This is a genomic window from Embleya sp. NBC_00896 (genome assembly GCF_045207785.1).
Taxonomy (GTDB): Bacteria; Actinomycetota; Actinomycetes; order Streptomycetales; family Streptomycetaceae; genus Embleya.
The window spans coordinates 2,664,535-2,682,147 of sequence record NZ_CP108777.1; the positions used below are offsets into that span (position 1 = coordinate 2,664,535).

Consider the following 17,613-nt stretch of genomic DNA (forward strand, 5'->3'; position numbering starts at 1 on the left):
CTCGCGCCATCTGCACGGTCAGAGAAGGGACTTGCTCACCAGGACGGGCGTGGAGCGACAACGGGCACCTCGACAATTGCATCGGTCCTTGAACAGAGCCGAGCATGCCCGTTGATCATGCTGCCTCGCCGGGGATCCTCAAGATCCCCGACAGAGTCAAGCTCATGCACACCCCCGCCGCATTCATGCCACTCCTACCCGACACCGATGTCGACGCAGGCCTTCAGAGAGCCGACCGGGAGGACGACGACGCCGCAGACGAGACCCGCACCTCGACGCTGACCCCCCGGGCCCTGGACGACTGGACATTCTCCTTCTTCGCCCAACTCCACCTCGACCCCGACACCACCCGCACGTTCACCCATACCGAACAGCGCCACACCACCCTGCTGCGCACCCTCGACGGCAGCACCACCACCGTCACCGAGACCGACGACGGCGCCGAGGTCACCCGGACCGGCCCGCGCGACCTGTGGGCCCCGATCGAACAGGCGCACCGACTGTGGCAGGACGTGAACCGGCCCCGCCGCGAATGGTTCACCCTCGACGTGGGCCCCACCGGCCAACACGTCCGCCTCGCAGCCCCGGACGGGCGCGCGTACACGTGGGCGCTGTGAGATAGCCCCCGGAAACGTGCGGCGAGGGCTGCAAAGCAGCGTGCGGGACCGGGTGGTCACCGAACCCGCACGCTCTTCGGAATCGCCGCCAGGCGATGCCGCGTCCGTCCCTCCAACAACGGGATCAGGTCGGTGGTGGAGAAGACCCCCGGTCGGCCATGACCTTGCGCAGGTGGCAGTCGAGCTTCGCGGTCGTCGGCGGTCCTTGTCTGCGGAGATCGGGGTGAGCGCGGGCAAAAGCGGCGCCACCGTCTAAAGAGCGTGGCTCGGGTCGTGGCCCGGTCCGGCCTGCGGCGTTGTTCGGGGCTCGGCCGCGGGCCGTGGCGGAATCGGAGCGTGAGGTCCGCAGGGGGCGTCCGGCGCTTCCTGTTGGGGCGTCCTGTTGGTCCGAGGCGGGGCTCGCGACGACGGTGGAGGGCCTGTTCGCTGCGCCTGGAGGTCGGTGTCGGTTCGTTGGCGGCGTGGGGGAGTGGGGGCCGTAGGGCTGTGGAGTTGTGGTTGGGTGTCGTGGTGGCCGTGTGAGGATGTCGTGGGTCGTGTGACGGGTGTGCCTGGTCGCGGCCGTGCAAGGGCGCCGTTCGTGTCGTTTGGATGGTTTCCCGGTGTCGTGGAGGCGACGTCCTGCAGGGCAGCGTCCTGCAACCTCCCATGCGTGCCCGGGAGTTGGCCGTGCCTGGTCCGTCGTGTGGGTTGGGGTGCTGTGCCGAGTGGAGGTGGTTGCTCTGCGGGTGTCCCGATTCCTGCCCGGATTTTTCCTTACAACTTTCGGGCTTTCGATCGGGGCCGCCCGGGGTTGTCGTGCCCGTTGCGGGGCCTTGGTGGCGGAGATCGGGCATCGGGGGCCGGAGGGGCCGTCCAGGCTGCTTGTCGGGGCCTCCTCGGTGATGTGCTCGTCGACGAACTCGTCGCCGCCCGCATCCCCGCGCACGTCATCTCCGGACACGGCGATCCCGAGGACCTGCCGAAGCCGCCCACGAACCTGACACCGCTGTAGCCCGATCGATCCCCGAGCCGGTGGGCCCACTGACGGGTTTTGGAACGCCGAGCCGAACCTCTTCCGAGGATCGACGACATCGGTGTGGGGGCGAGCCGGATATCCGGGCCGTGTGCTTTCCCTCCGTGTGTGCGTGCGGCTACGGTGGGTGGTGTCCATCGGGTCGACACGAGGGGAGACGTCCATGGCCGGACGTCATCGGGGCAAGGACGATCCGATCGAGGGCGACGGTCAGCAACCCGGACGACCGATCCCCCCGGACCCGAACCCGCCCGCCCCGCCCGAGAAATGAGCACACCCCCCGGCATCGACACCTCGGGCACCGCGGCCCCGACCGCCCCCGCGACCGTGTCCCAGGCCGCCGCATTGGCGGCCGAGCTCGCCGCCGCCGGTTGGCTCGCCCCGGACTGGGTCGACGCCTGGGACCGGGTGGACCGCGCCGCGTTCGTGCCCGACCGCGTCTGGGTCCCGGCCCCCGACGGCTACCACCGCCTGGACCGCGCCGACGACCCCGCACGCTGGCACGCCCTCGCCCACACCGACACCGCCCTGATCACCCAGGTCGACGACGGCACCGGAGCGCCGGAGTTCTCGCTGCGCCCGACCAGCAGCGCGAGCATGCCGCGCATGGTCGCCTCCATGCTCGACCACCTCCACGTGCGCGAGGGACACCGCGTCCTGGAGATCGGCACCGGCGTGGGCATCACCGCAGCCCTGCTCGCCGGCCGGCTCGGCGACGACGCCGTCACCTCGATCGAACTCGACCCGACCGTGGCCGCCGACGCCCGCACCGCACTGCACCGCGCAGGACACCACCCCCACCTGCTGATCGGCGACGGGACCCGCGGCTGCGCCGAACATGCTCCGTACGACCGGGTGTTGTCCACGTTCTCCGTCCACACCATCCCGCCGGCGTGGGTCGCCCAGTCCCGCTCCGGGGGCCGGATCGTCACCCCGTGGGGCAGCGCCCTGTACAACGGCGTCCTCCTGGCCCTGGACGTCGACACGGACGCGGGCGGCGCCCCGCGCGCGTCGGGCCCGGTGGTGGGGGACGCGGCGTTCATGTGGGAACGCGGCCAAGGCGTACGCGGCGGCGTCATGGACACCGTCCACGACCAGGACCCCGGCACCCCGAGCACCACCACCCTCGACCCCAAGCTGCTCGTCGACGACCGCGACGCCGCGTTCTGCACCGGCCTGTTCGTCCCCGGGGTGCGCCGCTCGATCGGCCGTCCCCCTGACGCGACCCGCGACGACGGCGAGTTCACCCTATGGCTGGTCGACGCGCGAACCCAATCCTGGGCCTGCGTGGACCGTACCCCGGGCGCGACCGTCTTCGAGACCGCGGCACACGGCCCCCGACCGATCCTCACCCAGGTCGAAGCCGCTCTCGCCTGGTGGAACGCCCACGGCCGCCCCGAACGCACCCGCTTCGGCCTCACCGCCACGGCGGACGCACAGACCGCGTGGCTGGACGACCCCTCGAACCCCCTCCCCACCACGCACTCCGACGCGCGTCCTTGAACCTGCGCCGGTTGCGAGTCCGACAGCGTCGGTCCCAACCGTCTCTGCGCATCGCGGTTGGGAATTCCCTTCCGGGAACGTCCCGGACCCGTCGCGGCGTTCGCGGATCGTACAGCGAAGGATTCCGACGAGGGCTGGGAAACCGATGGCGAACGGGTACTCGCGGGGCGCGGTGGTGGAGGCGATCGTGGTTCGCCACCGCTCCTTCGGAATGATGGTCGACATGCCCAACGGCGAGGTCGGCCTGCTGTGTCTACAGCAGGTTCTCCGGGCCCCAGTTCGGCAAGGTGTTTGGGCCCCGACGGTGGAGCAAAGTGATCTGGCCCCACCCGTGGCGGGGGAGGGCGACAGGCCCACTCGAGGACTTCGAGTGCGGGCTGACCCTCACGCCCAAGGTCTCGCGGGACAGTCGGATCACCGTCCGTCAGTGCCACTACTCGGTCCCGGCCCGCTTCATCGGCGAGCGGGTGCGCGTGCTCCTGCGCGGCAACGAACTGCTGGTCTTCGAACGGCAGGCCGTCGTCGCCCGCCATCAGCGGCTGACCCGACGCTGGGACTTCCGCGACGAGTTGGACCACTACCCGGAGATCCCTCTCGTCAAGCCGGGCGCGATGGCCGGCTCGACCGCGTTGGCCGCGGCTCGCGAGGAAGGCTCGTTCACGGCCGTCCACGAGGCGTTCTGGGCGGAGGCCCGGCGAATCCACGGGGCCGCGGCGGGCACCCGCGCCCTGATCGAGGTCCTTCTGTTGCACCGGCGGATGCCGGCCGACGCGGTCCTGGCCGGGGTCGCGGCGGCGTTGAAGGCGGGGGCAATCAGCCCGGACGTCGTCGCGATCGAGGCCCGTAGGGCGGAGTCGGACGCCTCCGGGCCCGAGTCGTGGACGGACGACGACTCGTTGCCCTGGACCGAACCGGCGGCGCGGATCCTCTCCCTGCCCGACCGGCGGCGGGAGCTTCCCGGCAACGAGCGACCGATGCCCTCGGTCGCGATCTACGACCAACTCCTCTCTCGTCGACCGAAAGGCACCGCATGACCATCGCCTCCGCCACCGGCCTGCAACGCGTCCCACGACCACGTTCGGATCACGCCGCCCTGGGAGCCCTCGACACCGTGATCGACGAGGGATACCGAAACCTGCACCTGCCCACGATCCGCGCTCGTTACGAGGACATCGCCGAGGCCGCGCTGCGGGATCGGTCCAGTTACAAAGACTTCCTGCGGACCTGGTGGAAGCCGAATGCGCACAGCGCGAGGAACGACGCAAGCTCCGTCTGGTCCGGGAGGCGAACTTCCCCCGGCCCAAACGGCTTGAGGACTTCGACTTCGCAGCGAACCCCAACGTCACGCCCGAGATGATCAACACCCTGGCCGAGCCGGCCTGGGTGAAGGCGGGCAACCCGCTCTGCCTGATCGGGGACTCGGGAACGGGCAAGTCCCACCTGCTGATCGGGATCGGCACCGCGATCGCCGAGACCGGCCTCAAGGTCCGTTACACGACCACGGCGAACCTGGTGAACGAGCTCGCCGAGGCCGCCGACGACAAGAAACTCGCCCGCACCATCACCCGCTACGGACGGGTGGATCTCCTCTGCCTGGACGAGTTCGGATATCTCGACCTGGACAAGGCCGGCGCCAAGCTGTTGTTCCAGGTTTTCACCGAGCGGGAGGAACAGCGCGCGATCGCGATCGCCTCCAACGCGCCGTTCTCCGAGTGGAAGCAGACCTTCACCGACCCACGCCTCTGCGCGGTTATCTCGACTTCACCTGCTGATTTCGGTCTGTGACCAGCATCTTCGTGTCGTGGACAGTTGTCTTCGACAATTGCCCCTCGGTGTGGAGCCGGGCAGCGCGGAGCTGGCCGTGGGCGTGTGCGAGGGGGTGTGGGCGTACTTCTCTGTGTGCACGCCCAAGTACCGAGCTATGCGCACCGCGGTAGCTCCCGCGCGGTGGCCCGCTTCAGTCCCGTAACATCTCTTCCCTCAAGTGTTGGAGAGCGACGAAGGGGGCCTTGTGGAGGAGAATGAAGCTCGGAGACTCGCGGAAGAGTTCGGCAGGACCCTGACCGACCGCTGGGACGAGTGGGCCTTCGAGCTCCGCCTGTGGGCGACGCCGGCTGTCACGGGCGTCTATGGCTTCACTTGGAGTCCCACGGCGAAAAACGAGCAGGGCCGCCCGAGAAGGATCGGGGGGAACTGGCCCATCCTCGTGGACCAGGACACGGGGTCATGCCGAGTGGCGGGGCCGAAGGAGATGGACGCCCTCAGAGGCACGTCACAAGTTCGCACTGCACGTTGGCGTGCCGCCACCGCTGCTCGGCAGCCCGGTCCCGACGGCCGCTAGCTCGTCCGGGGCAACTGCCGAGAGATGCCGCCTCGTTGCCAGGCTGCGTCTGTGTCTCGTTCAATGGCGGTGAGGCGGTAGCCGGGCCCGTTGATGGAGATCACGTCGCAGTGGTGGAGGAGTCGGTCGAGAAGGAGCGCGGTTAGCTCGACTTCACCTGCCGATTTCGGTGTGTGACCAGCGTCTTCGTGTGGTGGACAGTTGTCTTTGACTATTGCCCCTCGGCGTGGAGCCGGGCAGCGCGGAGCTGGCCGTGGGCGTGTGCGAGGGCGTCTCGGAGTTGTCGGTTTTCCTCGCGTAGCCGGCTGATTCGCTCGTGCGCGAGCGTGAGTCGCTGTCGTAGCGAGTCGTCGCTGGCCCGGGTGACGGTGTCCCGGACGGCATCCGCGCTCGCCCGCCCGCCTCGTAGTTGCTGGATCCGGTCGCGGATCTCGGGTTGGCTGTAGAGCCAGGACCGGGAGACACCCGCTCGTCGGGCGACCCGTGCCATGGTCACCGGTTCGCCTGTGTCGGCCATCTCGGTGAGCGTTTGGTGGGTGCGATCCAGGGTCTGCTGGTGGCGCCGCTGTGCCTGTTCGGCGAGGTGGCGGCCGCGGTCAACCGGCATCCGTGCCCCGTTTCCGTGAGCACGAGCAGGAGGACGCGCCGCCGCAGCAGCCCGGGCCGTCCAGGCCGTCAATGATGGCGATCAGGTTCCTCTCGACCGTGCGGTTCATCTCGGCCAGCCGTTGGTGGCCGCCCGCGTCCGCATGGGCGATCAGGGCCTGGGTCTGTTCGAGTTGGCGTCGGTGCTGGGGCAGGAACTCGGCGGTGGTGACGAAGACCGGGCAGGTCAAACAGGCGTTGGCGAACTCGCACTTCTGCTGCAGCGGCAGCGTGCAGTAGCCGTTGGGAAGCGCCATCTTCGCCCTGGCGAGATTGTTCTTCATCCAGACCGCATCGGCGAGCGGGCCGCGGTCGGTGGCCAGTTCCTCCCCCGCGATGTTGACCTTCCTGGCCCGTTCCCACTGCTCGCGGATGGTCGTGTCCGAGAGACGGGCATAGTGCGACGTCATGGCGTGCGAATCGTGGTCGAGCAAGCGCCGGACCGTCTCCTGGGAGACATCGTTGTTGATCAGCCGGGTGCCGAAAGTGTGGCGCCACTGGTGCGGGGTGACGTGGACCGCGCGACGGTGCTCGTCGCGGATGTCGCAGGTCCGCAGCCACTCGCGCAGCTGTCCGCGGAAGGTGGCAGTGCTGAAGGCGACCTTGCCCTCGGGGTTGCGGTTCGGACGCGGCAGCAGGAAGCGCGGATCGTCGAACTCGCCGAACACCGCCTGCTGTTGGACGGCGATGGCCTGGGCGAGGTCGGTGTCGATGGGCACGAACGCTTCGCGGCGCATCTTGTGGTTGGTGTAGCGGAGGTAGGGAGCCCCCTGGCCGTCGCGGACGATGCAGTCCAGCGGCAGCTTGCTGCCGTCCCCGACGCGAAGCCCGGTGTTCATCAGAATCCGGGCGAGCAGTCGGCCGCGGGGGTCGGTGAACCGCGCGAGGTTGTCGGGGCGCTCCAGTTGGGCCATCACCGTCTCCGGCAGCGCTCGTGGGGCTCCCCTGGTCAAGCGGGGGTAGTCCTCTGGGAACAGGTCGACCTGCGGCGGAAGGCGCGGCTCCCAGCCGTGCTGACGTGCGGTGCGAAGGAGCCCTGCCAGGCTGGTGAGTTGGCCGGTCCTGCTCTTCGGGTTGGGGAACCGCTCGACCAGGTGCGCCAAGTGGACCTCGACGACCTGGCGGGTCAATGCCTCGGGTCCGTTGCGCAGGGTGGGGAACGACTGGGCGAACGACGTGATCGCGCGAATGTCCGCGCCGACGGTGGCGACCGCGATGCCGGTGGACAACCGCCAGCGCGCCCAGCGTTTGGTCAGATGCCGCAGCCAGAGCGGCTCGATGACGGTGAACCGGAACCGGGCATCGCGGCCGGGGAAGCCTAGGCGCCGCAGCAGCCAGACGTCGCGGGGGAACTCCGCGTCCCAGCCGACGCCTTCCTCAAGGTCTTGTAGGTAGCCGATGGCGTCCAGGAGGAAGCGGCGTTCGATGTGGCCGCGGTCGCTGGAGAAGCCGAGATGGGCCGTCCACGCTTCGGCGGTGCGATCCAACAGCGAGGCGACGCCGGCCGCGGGCAGGGCCCGCAGCAGTCGCCGGATGGAGTGGGGCCGGGTGATGGTGCGGCGTTCGTCGACCCGGCACTGGATCGCGTAGGCGATCTCCCAGCGCATCGGTTCCGGCAGCGCCCGCAGGTCGAACCGGTCGCGGCCGAAGGTCGCGCAGCCCAGCAGCCACGAGTCGATCGGCGGCCGGTCGGCGCGGACCCACCGGTTGCGGTGGTGGACGCACAGACCTGCCTCGCCCTCCGCTTCGAGCCCGCAGTCGGGGAAGCGGCAGTCGGTGCCGGCCGGCAGCGGCGGGCCGCCGCCGCTGCCGATCCACTGCGGTAGGTCCTCTCGGCCCTGCTGGTGCCACCGGCTGGCGTGCGAGTGACAGAGCCCGTGCTCACGGCGGCTGCGTCGGCAGGTGACGATCGCGCACTTCGCGGGCTGATGCAGCCAGCGCCGGTTCGCCGGCGCCCGCCCGGCCCAAGCCGACAGGTCGTCGGGGCGGCCGTCGTCGATCCACCGTCGGTGGTGGGCCGAGCACTTGCCGAAGATCACCGCGAGGCGGTCGCAGACCGGGATCAGACACGTGGGGCCGCCGATGACCGGGTCGTCGGGGTCGGCCAGGATCACCGGCTGCGCGAACTGCGGTCGCAGCCGGGCGGCCGGGCCGGTGCCGAGGCCGGGATCGGGGGACGTGGTCGGCTGCAGTTGCCTCATACGGACGGCTCCGGCGCTGCATCGTCGAGGAATCCCGCCGCGGCGAGGGCGCGGCGGGCGTCCTCGATGCCCAGATGGGAGTAGGTGTCGACGGTCGTGCTGATGCTTGCGTGCCCGAGCAGGTGCTGCACGATCTCGGCGGCGACCCCGCGCCGCAGGAGCGCGGTCGCGTAGCTGTGGCGGAAAAGGTGGGGTGTGAAGGCGATGCCGGTGCGGTCCCGCAGCCGGCGCACCAGCCGGTCGACGCTGGAGTAGCTCATCGGCGCCCCCACCGGCGAACCCCAGAGGTTGACGAACACGTAGTCGCAGTCCAGTGTGCCGTACTCCTCGTGCAGGTAGTCGCTGTAGAGACGGAACAGGCCCGCATCCACGGGGACTTCCCGCGACCACGTCTTGGCCCGTGCCCGGTTCACGTTCACTCGCGGCCGCACCGCAACAAGCCGCCGCCGGACCCCGACGTCGTCGTGCCGCAGACCCAGGGCCTCGCCGATCCGCAGCCCGGTGCCCTTCAGCAGACTCAGCAGGAACTTGTCCCGCAGACGGTTGCATGCCTCGATCAGGTTCGTCATCTCCGCCTGGCTCAGCTCGCGCGGCGGCCGGCGTTCGGCCCGCAACGAGATCGCGCGGTGCTTCTCGGGCCTCGCCCCCAAGTGCGCCAGGAACGGCTGCCAGGATCCGCCCCGTCGTCCCGGGCGCCACCGCGTCAGCAACTCGCCGAGCCCGACGCCGTGCCGGTGATGAAACTCGTAGAACGACGCCAGAGCCGATAACTTCCGGTTCACCGTCGCCGCAGCGAGGTCCGCCTCGACCCATGGCAGCGCTGCCACCTGCCCGTCACGGGCCCCGGCCGGCAGCCGAAGCCAAGCGACGAACCGGCCCAGGTCCTCCAACACGACCCCATCCCACCTCAACCCGCGGCGATCCAGGAACTCGAAGTAGTCCCGCAGGTCGTGCGCGTACGCGCGGACGGTGTTCGGCGAGCGCTCGATCGCGGTCAGATGCGCCAGGAACCGGTCCGCCGGCCCCACGACCACCCCGCCCGCGAGAACGGTCATCGACTCCGTACCCGACGGCATCACCAGCCGCTGAACCCGGAACACCGCCACGTCGCGCACACAGGAAGATAAGGCGTCCACGATTAGCCTAACGGCCGCCGCACGGAGTCGTCACGGACATCGAAGACACTTCAGCAGGACGGTTAGATAAGCTCGGCGGTCGTGGACCGGGTGACGTTCAACGCCCACATCATCGAGACGGGCAGCGACTCGTTCCGGCTCCGGAAGACCCAGGAGAAGCGTCGCGGCTGACGTTCACGCGATCCCTCGCCGCCGGTGCCCTGACGGGCACCGGCGGCGTCCCTTGAAATCGGGACGCGAGTGTGGATCCGGGTCCCGGAAGCGTCGTCCTCGGTTGCAGATCCGCCGCCCAATATCGATCAGGCAGGTCCGTAAAGGGCATGGTCGGTGTTGGTGTGCAGTGCCCAGTAGCGGTCGCCGTAGGACCAGTGCCACCATTCGGTGGGGTAGTTGACGAAGCTGGCCGCGGTCATGGCCGATGCCAGGATTTCCCGATGTCGGCGTGCAAGGGCGGGCACCGGGGCATCCATCGGGCAGGAATTCTCGTCGCCGGAGCGGTGGGCGTTCACGGCCCCGCCCATGTCCATTTCCACGCCGTCCGTGTCGGCGAGTGTGAGGTCCACGGCGGCGCCGGCGCAGTGGGGTGCCACCTCGACCGGGGAGACGAACGCGCTCGTGCGGCGGCGGAGTTCGGCGGGATCGGTGACACCAGACCTGCGTATCCGGTCCTCGTGGTGGGCGAATCGTCGTGCTTGCTCGGCGCTTTCGCGGTGTCCCTCCAGGACGAGAAGGCCGTAGCCGTCCGGCAGCTCGTCCGCGGCGACGCGCAGACGTTCGAGCACGCCGGCCCGGACCCGACCGTATGCTCCGGCCTCGTCTCGTTCACGGGGGTCCAGCCGTATCGCCGTCACGGAGGCGATTTCCACCAGGGGTTCGCCGCAGTCCCGAATCGGGAGGGCGACGACGCGGGGATCACTCAGCAGGATCATGAGTAGCGAGCCTAGGCGCCGCGCCGACACCCCCGCCTCTTTCGGCGGCGGAGCCGATCCGCCCACGTCGTGGCAGGGCCTTTCGAAAACGGGCCGGGTCCAGGCGACCCCGTCAACCTGTCGGGGGTGCAGGTTCGCCTGAACCCGAGGGCTCCAAGTTATGTTCCACCGACCCCTGGAGCCGCCAAAACCACCCGAACGTGGTGGAGCCAAATCACGTTGCCGAAGTCGACATCGGCAATGCCTCGAACCACCCGACGCACGGTCTCAGTGGAGCCAAATCACTTTGCTCCACTGGTCCCCAAACACCTTGCTACAGACAGATTTTGTGCAGTTCGGCTGGGAATGCCATAGGCGGCAGCGTTTGGCGGTTCTTCTCGGGTGGTCCGGGGGATCGGCTCGGGGCGGGCTTTTCAGGGTCGGGTGTGGTGGCGGATCCAGGCCCACAAGAGGTCGTCGGGTCCGGGGGTGAGGCGTGCGAGTCCGAGTGTGTGGGCGGTGTGTTCGAGGAACGCGCCCGCGGCCGGGTGCCGGTCGGGGCGGGATGTCGCCGGAAGGCGCGTACGAGCGAGGGCGCGGGCGAGGACGACCGTTTCGGGATACATGATCACGGGCCGGGCGGTGAGTCCCCAGGAACTGCCTTGCGGCGCCCGTCGGCGCCCTGAGTCGACGCGCCATCGCCGTGGTCGCATCCGGCTGCACTTACGGCCACTGCCACCACGCGGCGCGCTCCGCGCGCGGGAAAGGCGGGGGACGATGACCGAACTTCCCGACCAGGCCGTCCACGACCCGATCGCCTCACCGACCTGCTCCCCAACGACTTCCTCGCGTTCGTGCAGACCCACCAGGCACCGGCCGGCTGCTCACCGGGTTCGTCAACGAGCGCAACCCCGCCGGGGCGATCGTGTTCTCGTGTCTGCTCTACCTGACCGGCCGCTCGGAACCGGCCGCGTTCTGGTGGAGGTTCGCGGCCGGCGCCGACGAAGGCGAGGCGATGCGGTTCCTGGTCCTGCACCACCGCGTCGAAGGCGAACCCCGCGACGCACAACGCTGGGCCGCCCGTATCCCCGCGGACACCCCGCCCACCGCTCCCGCGAGCGGTGCGCCCACCACCGAGACGGCGTCCCGGCCCGCGACGGACCCGGAGACGCACGTGGTGTGCGCCGAGTCCGGGATCAAGGAAGTCGAGGACCCCGACTTCGGCGAGGTCTGCATTCCGCGAACCTGGCTCCCCGGCCGCATGATGCTCGCCGGACGAACCTGACCCTCACCGGACGCGCCGGTGGCCCCGGCGGCACACCTCCGGGGCCTTGGGCGAACCCTATGAAACAGCCGTTGTGGCTGTCCAGGCGTGCATGGTCGGATCTGCGGGCGTGGTTCTTGAGCCGCGTGACCAGATCAGCTTGAGGCGTCGGGGTTGTCGGGAATCTCAGTCGATCCGTGCCCGGAGCGCGAGTGGCGGGCCGGGCGCGCAGGCGCTGGCCCTCGACGACGGTGACCAGGTCCGCCCACGGGTTCGGGCAGGTGCAGTCGGGCGGCGGTTGCCCGGCCGGGGGCGGTCACGGGGTGCCTCCGTCGTCCGGGGGGTCGTCGGGGGTGGTGGCGCGCCATTCGCGGGGCTTGCGGCCGAGGACGTGCTGCATGTCGGCGACGTCGGCGTGGTCGTAGGTGGTGCGGACGCCGGAGATGGACATGCCGGACCCGGCGGCCCTCCTCGGGCACGGGCCGAGCACCTCGAGGCCGTGCCCCCGCAACTCGGCGACGCCGGAACTCGGCGTTCGATGGCGGCGCCGATGCGGGACGTCGCAAGGCGTGGCTACCGGGCGGTACGGATTCGTTCGACCTGTTTGGTCAGCAGCGCCGTGTCGGGCATCACGGGCGTCGCGTCGTTCAGGTTGACGTAGGTGGCCTGGATCAGCGTGGTGCCGGACCGGACGACCACGACGGAGTGCACGAACTCCTGTTCGCCGTACCTGGTGGTCTGCGTGATCGCGACGGCCTGGTCACCGAGTTTCGGCGCGTCGACCTCGGCCACTTCGGCGCGGAACGTTCTTCTCTCGTCGTGTGCCTCGAAGCGTGCGCAGCCGGGGACCAGTGCCATCGCCCTCGACAGCAGCCGCTCGGCGTCGCCCGGCGCGAACGAGGTCACGGTGATGCCCAGGATCGACGCGACGCGGTTTCCGCCCGGTGGCGCCGCGGAGGCCACGATTCCGACGGCGGCCTTCGCGGGTATCGAACTTCCGGCCGGCTTCAGCAGTTCGGCGATGCCGCCGCACGCCGCCGGTTTGGTGTTCCGCTGCGCCGAGTCGCCGGGCGACGCGGAGGAGTCCGTCAGCAGGTCCGGTTGTTCCTGCACGGTCCAGCCCGACGGCATGTCGGCACGCTCGACCAGCGCCGCCTGCAACTGCGCGCGGGTCAGCGGAGCGGCCGGCCTCGACACCGGCGGTGACGTCCGGGGAGAACCGATGTCGGCGGCCGGCGGAGCCGCGGGCGCATCGCCTCGCGGGGGCGCCCCCTCGGCCGTGCTCCCCGAACCCGAATCGCACGCGGTGACACAGAACAGGAGCGGTATCGCGAGGGCCGCAGCCTTGGTACGAATTCGTGCAGGAGGCAACGCCGAATCCTTCGGGTCGTGGGAGACAAGCCGGCCGACCGTCCATGATCGACTTCGCCCAGTCTCCCACCGACCCCGGCCGAGGCCTATCCGATTTCGGAACCCGCTATCGGACACCGTCGTCCTCATCGCCGCGCCTGGACCGCCCCCGGCAAGATCGTCCCTTGCCGGGGGCGGGACGAAACTCAGGCGGAGCGATCCAGGCAGAAGGCCGAGACGGCTGCGGCGATGGTCGCGGGATCCTTTTCCGGGCCGAAGTGATCGAGCTTGGGATAGAGGACCAGTTCGGAGCCGACCAGGACGTCCTTGAGGCGGACGGCGGAACGGCCCGCGCCGGTGTTCTTGACCCCCTTGCCCGCCATGAGCAGTACCGGGGCGTCGAGTCGGGCGTACTTCGGGAAGTCGTTGTCCCTGCGTGCCGCTTCGGCGTGCTCACGAATCGACCCGGCCAACAGGGCGTACTTTTGGAGCCGTTCGGGCTTCTTGATCGCGAGTGGGATGATCAGCCGCAGCAGCGGGCGCGGGGCCTTGCCGCTGGTCTCCGGGTTGATGCCCCGGATGAACGTCAGGAACGCCTCGGCGGGTTCGCCGGCTTCGAGCTGACGCCGGCATTCCGGCGCCCAGTCCATCGGTACCGAGCCGTCGATGGAGACCCCCGGCTCGTACAACGCCATCCGCTCGAACGCGGATCCCCCGAGTGCGGCCTCCAGGGTCAAAAACGCGCCGAAGCTGTGTCCGAAGGCGAAGCGGGCTCCGGTCGCCGCGCGCACCGCCTCGATGTCGGCGGTCTCGACCTCCGCGCTGTACTCGTCCCCCTGCGGGCCACTGGCCCCGCGTCCGCGCCGCTCGATCGTGTGCACGCTGAACCGGCCGGCGAGCGCGGCCGCCAAGCCGTCGAAGTCGGCGGCCATCGCCAGGGTTCCGGGGACGATCAGCAACCCCGGACCCGATCCGACACTTCGGTAGCTGATGACCGTGCCGTCCGCGGAGTGCACCGACCCCACTGACACATCGTACGCTGTGGCAACCCCAGACATATCGTCCCCCTGTTAAACGATCAACGGACTCGCGCACCGTACACGGCGGCGAGGCCTGGGGTGTCACGGCAGCGAACCGCGAGTGATACGCCGGGCGTTCCTGCACCCCGCGCTCGGCCGCGCCCGTTGCGGGTGGTGTGGCGGGGTGGCGTGTTGCCGGCGGCCGTGGGTGGGGACGGCGGTTGAGTCGCCGGCCGGCGGGGCTGTTGTAAGACTGTCCTTCGGGGTGACCTGGATGGCTGTGACCTGGGCAAATGAACCGCTCCGGGTTTGATCGAGACTCTCATTCTTGAGAGAATCGGACGAATCATGCCGAAGCACTATCCAAGGGATCTCAAAGAGCGGGCCGTGCGCCTGGTGCTGGAGACCCGTGACCAGTACAAGTCCGAGCACGCGGCGATCCGCTCGATCGCCGCCAAGCTCGACGTCGGGCCCGAGTCGCTCCGCAACTGGGTGCGTCAGGCCGAGGTCGACGCCGGCGGCAGGCCCGGAACCACGACGGAGGAGTCCGCGCAACTCAAGGCGTTGAAACGAGAGAACGCGGAACTGAAGCGGGCGAACGAGATCCTGAAGGCCGCGGCGTCTTTCTTCGCGGCCGAGCTCGACCGGCCACACACACGCTCGTAGCCTTCATCGACGAGCACCGGGACCGCTTCGGCGGAGTCGAGCCGATCTGCACCGTGCTCACCACGCACGACTGCGGCATCCACCCGTCCACCTACTACGCCTTCAAGAAGCGCGCGCCCTCCGCGCGCTCGGTCCGCGACGCGGAACTGACCGCCCTGATCGAAGAGATATGGGAGGCCAATTACCGTGTCTACGGCGTCCGCAAGGTCTGGGCCGAGCTCGGGCGCCGCGGCCACACCGACGTCGCCCGCTGCACGGTGGCCCGGCTGATGAACGCCGCCGGGCTCTCCGGGGCCGTACGCGGCCGGAAGGTCCGCACCACCGAGCCGGACCCGGCCGCCACGCGCGCTCCCGACCTGCTCCGGCGCGACTTCGTCGCCCGCGCTCCGAACCGCGTGTGGGTGGCGGACTTCACCCATGTCGCCGCATGGGCCGGGACCGTCTACGTCGCCTTCGTCGTGGACACCTTCTCGCGCCGCGTCGTCGGTTGGTCGGCCGCCACCAACAAGCGCACCGACCTCGTACTCTCCGCGTTCGAGATGGGCCTGTGGCAACGCGACCGCGCGCAACGCCCGGTGCGACACGGGGAGTTGATCCATCACAGCGATGCCGGTTCGCAGTACACCTCGTTCCGGCTCTCCGCACACCTCGCACGCGAAGGCACCGCCGGATCCATCGGCACCGTCGGGGACGCCCTCGACAACGCCCTGATGGAATCCACCATCGGCCTCTACAAGACCGAATCGATCAAACCCCGAGGCCCGTGGCGCACCCTGGCCGCCGCCGAACTCGCCACCGCGGAGTGGATCGACTGGTACAACCACACCCGACTCCACGGTGAGATCGGCCACGTCCCACCCGCCGAACACGAAGCCAAGCACTACCAGGAACAACCAAATCAGCAGGTCATCACCACAACCGCGAGTCTCTAACAAACCCGGAGCGGTTCATCCGCAGGGCGTCGCAGCCGGCGACGCACCGCGCACGGGGCGGGCGACCCGTGGAAGAGGGACACTGGAGATGCAGCGGCACCGCACCCGGCGCCGCCGGGTGCGGTGGGCCGCAGGAGGTTCCCATGCCTGACAGCAAGGTGCGCGGCGAGCACCTTCACGACGACCACCACGGAATGCACTCGCCCCCGCGCGTGGTGGTGCGGGGAAGCGACATGCGCCCGTCCGACGAAGACGCCACATCGGAGCAGACCGCCCACGCCTACGAGACGTCGCAGGCCGAGGGTGACCGCACCGAGGACGAGGACGAAGACGGCTGACCGATCGGATCGGCAGGCCTCGGCCCCGGCCGGATCGACAGGAGGCCGCACGGCCTTCGGGAACGCCGGCGCGGCCGGGAGACCGATGAGGGCACCCACCGCGACCACCGCCACGCCGGTCCGGATCCCGCCCACCGAGACCAGCACCGCCAGGCCCGCCCGGAGCCGAACTGGAGTGCGATGGACGCCCAGTCCGGAGGCCGCCCCCTGCTCGGCGTGGGCGACGCCCGACGCCGCGGCGACCCACATCGTGGTGAACACGATGCCGGTGCCCAGCCCGAAGGCGACGATCCCGGCCGGCAGCCCGGCGTACGACGAGTCGTCCGTCATCCCCGTCGCCAACACCGCGGCTCCCAACGCGGCGACCGCGAACCCGACCATCACCGACGCACGCCCAGCCGCCCCGCGAGGCGCTCACCCGCGAGATGGCCCACCGTGATCGACGACTTCGGACCCAGGAACGCGACCGCCGTGCGCAGCGCCGAAAGCCCATCTCCCCCTGGAAACCACAACGTCAGGAAGAACGGCACCGCCTGCAGGGTCAGTCCGAACACCAGGATCACCCCGCTCGCGGCCGTCAGACCGCAGTGCGTGAACAGGCGCAGCGGCAGCAGCGGATCAGGCGTCCGCGACTCCACTCCCGCCGCGCCCAGTACCCGGGGATCCGTCCACCCCCACTCCGGTCCCTGCGCAATCGCGAACACCAGCAGCGTGAGCCCGACCGTGCCGGTCAGCGCCCCCGGGAAGTCGAAGCCGGGCTGCGCCGCACCCGCGCTGTCGCGCCCGTCGTGCTCCTTGCGTCCGTCCTGTCCCGCGCACCCCTCACAATCCTTACGTCCCTTACCTCCCTCGCGCTCTTCACGCTCGCCGCGCCACGCCGCGTCGGTGGGCAGCAGCGCGCACGCGGCCGGCCCGGCGACGACGACCAGCGGCACATTGACGTGGAACACCGCCTGCCAGCCGAACACACTGGTCAGTACGCCGCCGAGCAGCGCCCCCAGGCTCAGCCCGCCTGCTCCCGACACCGCCCACACGGTCAGCGCCCGGGTCCGCGAACGCCCTTCCGCGAACAGCGTGTTGACGAGCGACAGCGTCGCGGGGAACAGGATTGCGCCGCCCACGCCCTGCAGGGCCCGCGCGCCGATCAGCGCGCCCGGCGCGGTGGTCTGCCCGCTCGCCGTGGCGGTGGCGGGGTGCGCCGCTCCGTCGACCGTCCCCCGGTCGCGGCCCCGGACGGCGGCGGTTCGGGTACCGGCCGAACCGGCGAGCACCGCCCCGCACCCGGCTGCTCCCCGCCATCGGGGACACCGCCCGCGTGCTCGCGAACACCGCTTCACCGTCACGCACCCGACCAGGCAGCGGACCTGCGCTCTCCGGCAGCGCTGATCGGACGGCCCAATGGTCGAATGGGCGAACGCGGGCTCGGGTGTCGGGCCGGCGTCCGGGTTGTGGCAGTGCCTTTTCGCGTGGTCCCCGCAACGTGCGAGCGGGTGGCGCGCCCGACCCGGACCACGAAGCTCATCGCCGCGATATCGGCCGACGAGAACACCGTCCTGCTCCTCGACCGTCCGTGCGACCAGTCGCGGGTGCGCTGGGGCTTGGGCCCTCGCGGGGGCCGGCCGTGCCGGTGGGAAGATCGACCGACCGGCCCACCGGGACACGAGCCGGGGATGATCCC

At 70.0% G+C, this 17,613-nt stretch carries 16 protein-coding genes and 1 pseudogene; 8 read left to right on the forward strand and 9 right to left on the reverse strand.

The window, feature by feature from the left end; all coding sequences use genetic code 11:
• Window positions 1-104: 104 nt before the first annotated feature.
• From OG928_RS45390 to istB, 4 genes and pseudogenes are all read left to right on the forward strand, one after another.
• Window positions 105-617: a hypothetical protein gene (locus tag OG928_RS45390; RefSeq protein WP_331767874.1), complete on the forward strand. Its 513-nt coding sequence runs from the start codon at window positions 105-107 to the stop codon at window positions 615-617.
• 1,282 nt (window positions 618-1,899) lie between these two features.
• Window positions 1,900-3,135, forward strand: coding sequence for a methyltransferase domain-containing protein (locus tag OG928_RS45395; protein ID WP_331767875.1), 1,236 nt, complete (start codon window positions 1,900-1,902; stop codon window positions 3,133-3,135).
• Between the two features lie 314 nt (window positions 3,136-3,449).
• On the forward strand, window positions 3,450-4,169 hold the full coding sequence (locus tag OG928_RS45400) for a Mu transposase domain-containing protein (protein ID WP_331767876.1): 720 nt from the start codon (window positions 3,450-3,452) through the stop codon (window positions 4,167-4,169).
• A pseudogene (gene istB / locus OG928_RS45405) lies at window positions 4,166-4,890 on the forward strand (IS21-like element helper ATPase IstB); the annotation flags it as partial. The gene OG928_RS45400 and the pseudogene istB, both read left to right, overlap by 4 nt.
• Window positions 4,891-5,687: 797 nt before the next feature.
• Here the strand turns inward: istB and OG928_RS45410 are convergent.
• The 3 genes from OG928_RS45410 to OG928_RS45420 are packed head-to-tail and all read right to left on the reverse strand — an operon-like array spanning window position 5,688 to window position 9,458.
• Window positions 5,688-6,083 carry a DUF6262 family protein gene (locus OG928_RS45410; protein WP_331767877.1) on the reverse strand — a complete coding sequence of 132 codons (396 nt, stop codon included), beginning with the start codon at window positions 6,081-6,083 and terminating at the stop codon, window positions 5,688-5,690.
• Window positions 6,073-8,322, reverse strand: a complete 2,250-nt coding sequence (locus tag OG928_RS45415) for a tyrosine-type recombinase/integrase (RefSeq protein ID WP_331767878.1) — start codon at window positions 8,320-8,322, stop codon at window positions 6,073-6,075. Before OG928_RS45415 ends, OG928_RS45410 begins: the two co-directional genes overlap by 11 nt.
• Window positions 8,319-9,458, reverse strand: a complete 1,140-nt coding sequence (locus tag OG928_RS45420; protein ID WP_406291927.1) for a site-specific integrase — start codon at window positions 9,456-9,458, stop codon at window positions 8,319-8,321. The genes OG928_RS45415 and OG928_RS45420 overlap by 4 nt, the downstream gene beginning before the upstream one ends.
• 81 nt (window positions 9,459-9,539) lie before the next feature.
• Here OG928_RS45420 and OG928_RS45425 point away from each other — a divergent pair, with 81 nt between their 5' ends.
• The gene (locus OG928_RS45425) at window positions 9,540-9,629 is read left to right on the forward strand and encodes an ATPase (RefSeq protein WP_406291929.1); all 90 of its coding nucleotides are present in this window, start codon (window positions 9,540-9,542) and stop codon (window positions 9,627-9,629) included.
• 128 nt (window positions 9,630-9,757) lie between these two features.
• On the opposite strand, the gene OG928_RS45430 is transcribed toward OG928_RS45425, so the two are convergent.
• Together OG928_RS45430 and OG928_RS45435 are read right to left on the reverse strand one after the other, a co-directional pair.
• Window positions 9,758-10,387, reverse strand: coding sequence for a M15 family metallopeptidase (locus tag OG928_RS45430; RefSeq protein WP_331767880.1), 630 nt, complete (start codon window positions 10,385-10,387; stop codon window positions 9,758-9,760).
• Window positions 10,388-10,800: 413 nt separating this feature from the next.
• The gene (locus OG928_RS45435) at window positions 10,801-10,998 is read right to left on the reverse strand and encodes a hypothetical protein (protein ID WP_406291931.1); all 198 of its coding nucleotides are present in this window, start codon (window positions 10,996-10,998) and stop codon (window positions 10,801-10,803) included.
• Window positions 10,999-11,291: 293 nt separating this feature from the next.
• On the opposite strand from OG928_RS45435, the gene OG928_RS45440 reads away from it, so the two are divergent.
• On the forward strand, window positions 11,292-11,651 hold the full coding sequence (locus tag OG928_RS45440; protein WP_331767882.1) for a hypothetical protein: 360 nt from the start codon (window positions 11,292-11,294) through the stop codon (window positions 11,649-11,651).
• 295 nt (window positions 11,652-11,946) lie between these two features.
• Here the strand turns inward: OG928_RS45440 and OG928_RS45445 are convergent, their stop codons facing one another.
• The 3 genes from OG928_RS45445 to OG928_RS45455 form a co-directional block, all read right to left on the reverse strand.
• Window positions 11,947-12,081, reverse strand: coding sequence for a hypothetical protein (locus tag OG928_RS45445; RefSeq protein ID WP_331767883.1), 135 nt, complete (start codon window positions 12,079-12,081; stop codon window positions 11,947-11,949).
• Between the two features lie 122 nt (window positions 12,082-12,203).
• Window positions 12,204-12,827, reverse strand: coding sequence for a hypothetical protein (locus OG928_RS45450; protein ID WP_331767884.1), 624 nt, complete (start codon window positions 12,825-12,827; stop codon window positions 12,204-12,206).
• Between the two features lie 359 nt (window positions 12,828-13,186).
• Window positions 13,187-14,005 carry an alpha/beta hydrolase gene (locus OG928_RS45455; RefSeq protein ID WP_331767885.1) on the reverse strand — a complete coding sequence of 273 codons (819 nt, stop codon included), beginning with the start codon at window positions 14,003-14,005 and terminating at the stop codon, window positions 13,187-13,189.
• Between the two features lie 342 nt (window positions 14,006-14,347).
• Between OG928_RS45455 and OG928_RS45460 the strand changes: the two genes are divergently transcribed.
• Both OG928_RS45460 and OG928_RS45465 read left to right on the forward strand, forming a co-directional pair.
• A protein-coding gene (locus OG928_RS45460; protein ID WP_331767886.1) for an IS3 family transposase occupies window positions 14,348-15,597 on the forward strand; the annotation gives its coding sequence in 2 pieces (ribosomal slippage) (window positions 14,348-14,621 and window positions 14,621-15,597; 1,251 coding nt in all).
• A 143-nt stretch (window positions 15,598-15,740) separates the two neighbouring features.
• Window positions 15,741-15,935, forward strand: a complete 195-nt coding sequence (locus OG928_RS45465; RefSeq protein ID WP_331767887.1) for a hypothetical protein — start codon at window positions 15,741-15,743, stop codon at window positions 15,933-15,935.
• Between the two features lie 380 nt (window positions 15,936-16,315).
• Here the strand turns inward: OG928_RS45465 and OG928_RS45470 are convergent, their stop codons facing one another.
• Window positions 16,316-17,206, reverse strand: a complete 891-nt coding sequence (locus tag OG928_RS45470; RefSeq protein ID WP_331767888.1) for an MFS transporter — start codon at window positions 17,204-17,206, stop codon at window positions 16,316-16,318.
• Window positions 17,207-17,613: the final 407 nt, after the last annotated feature.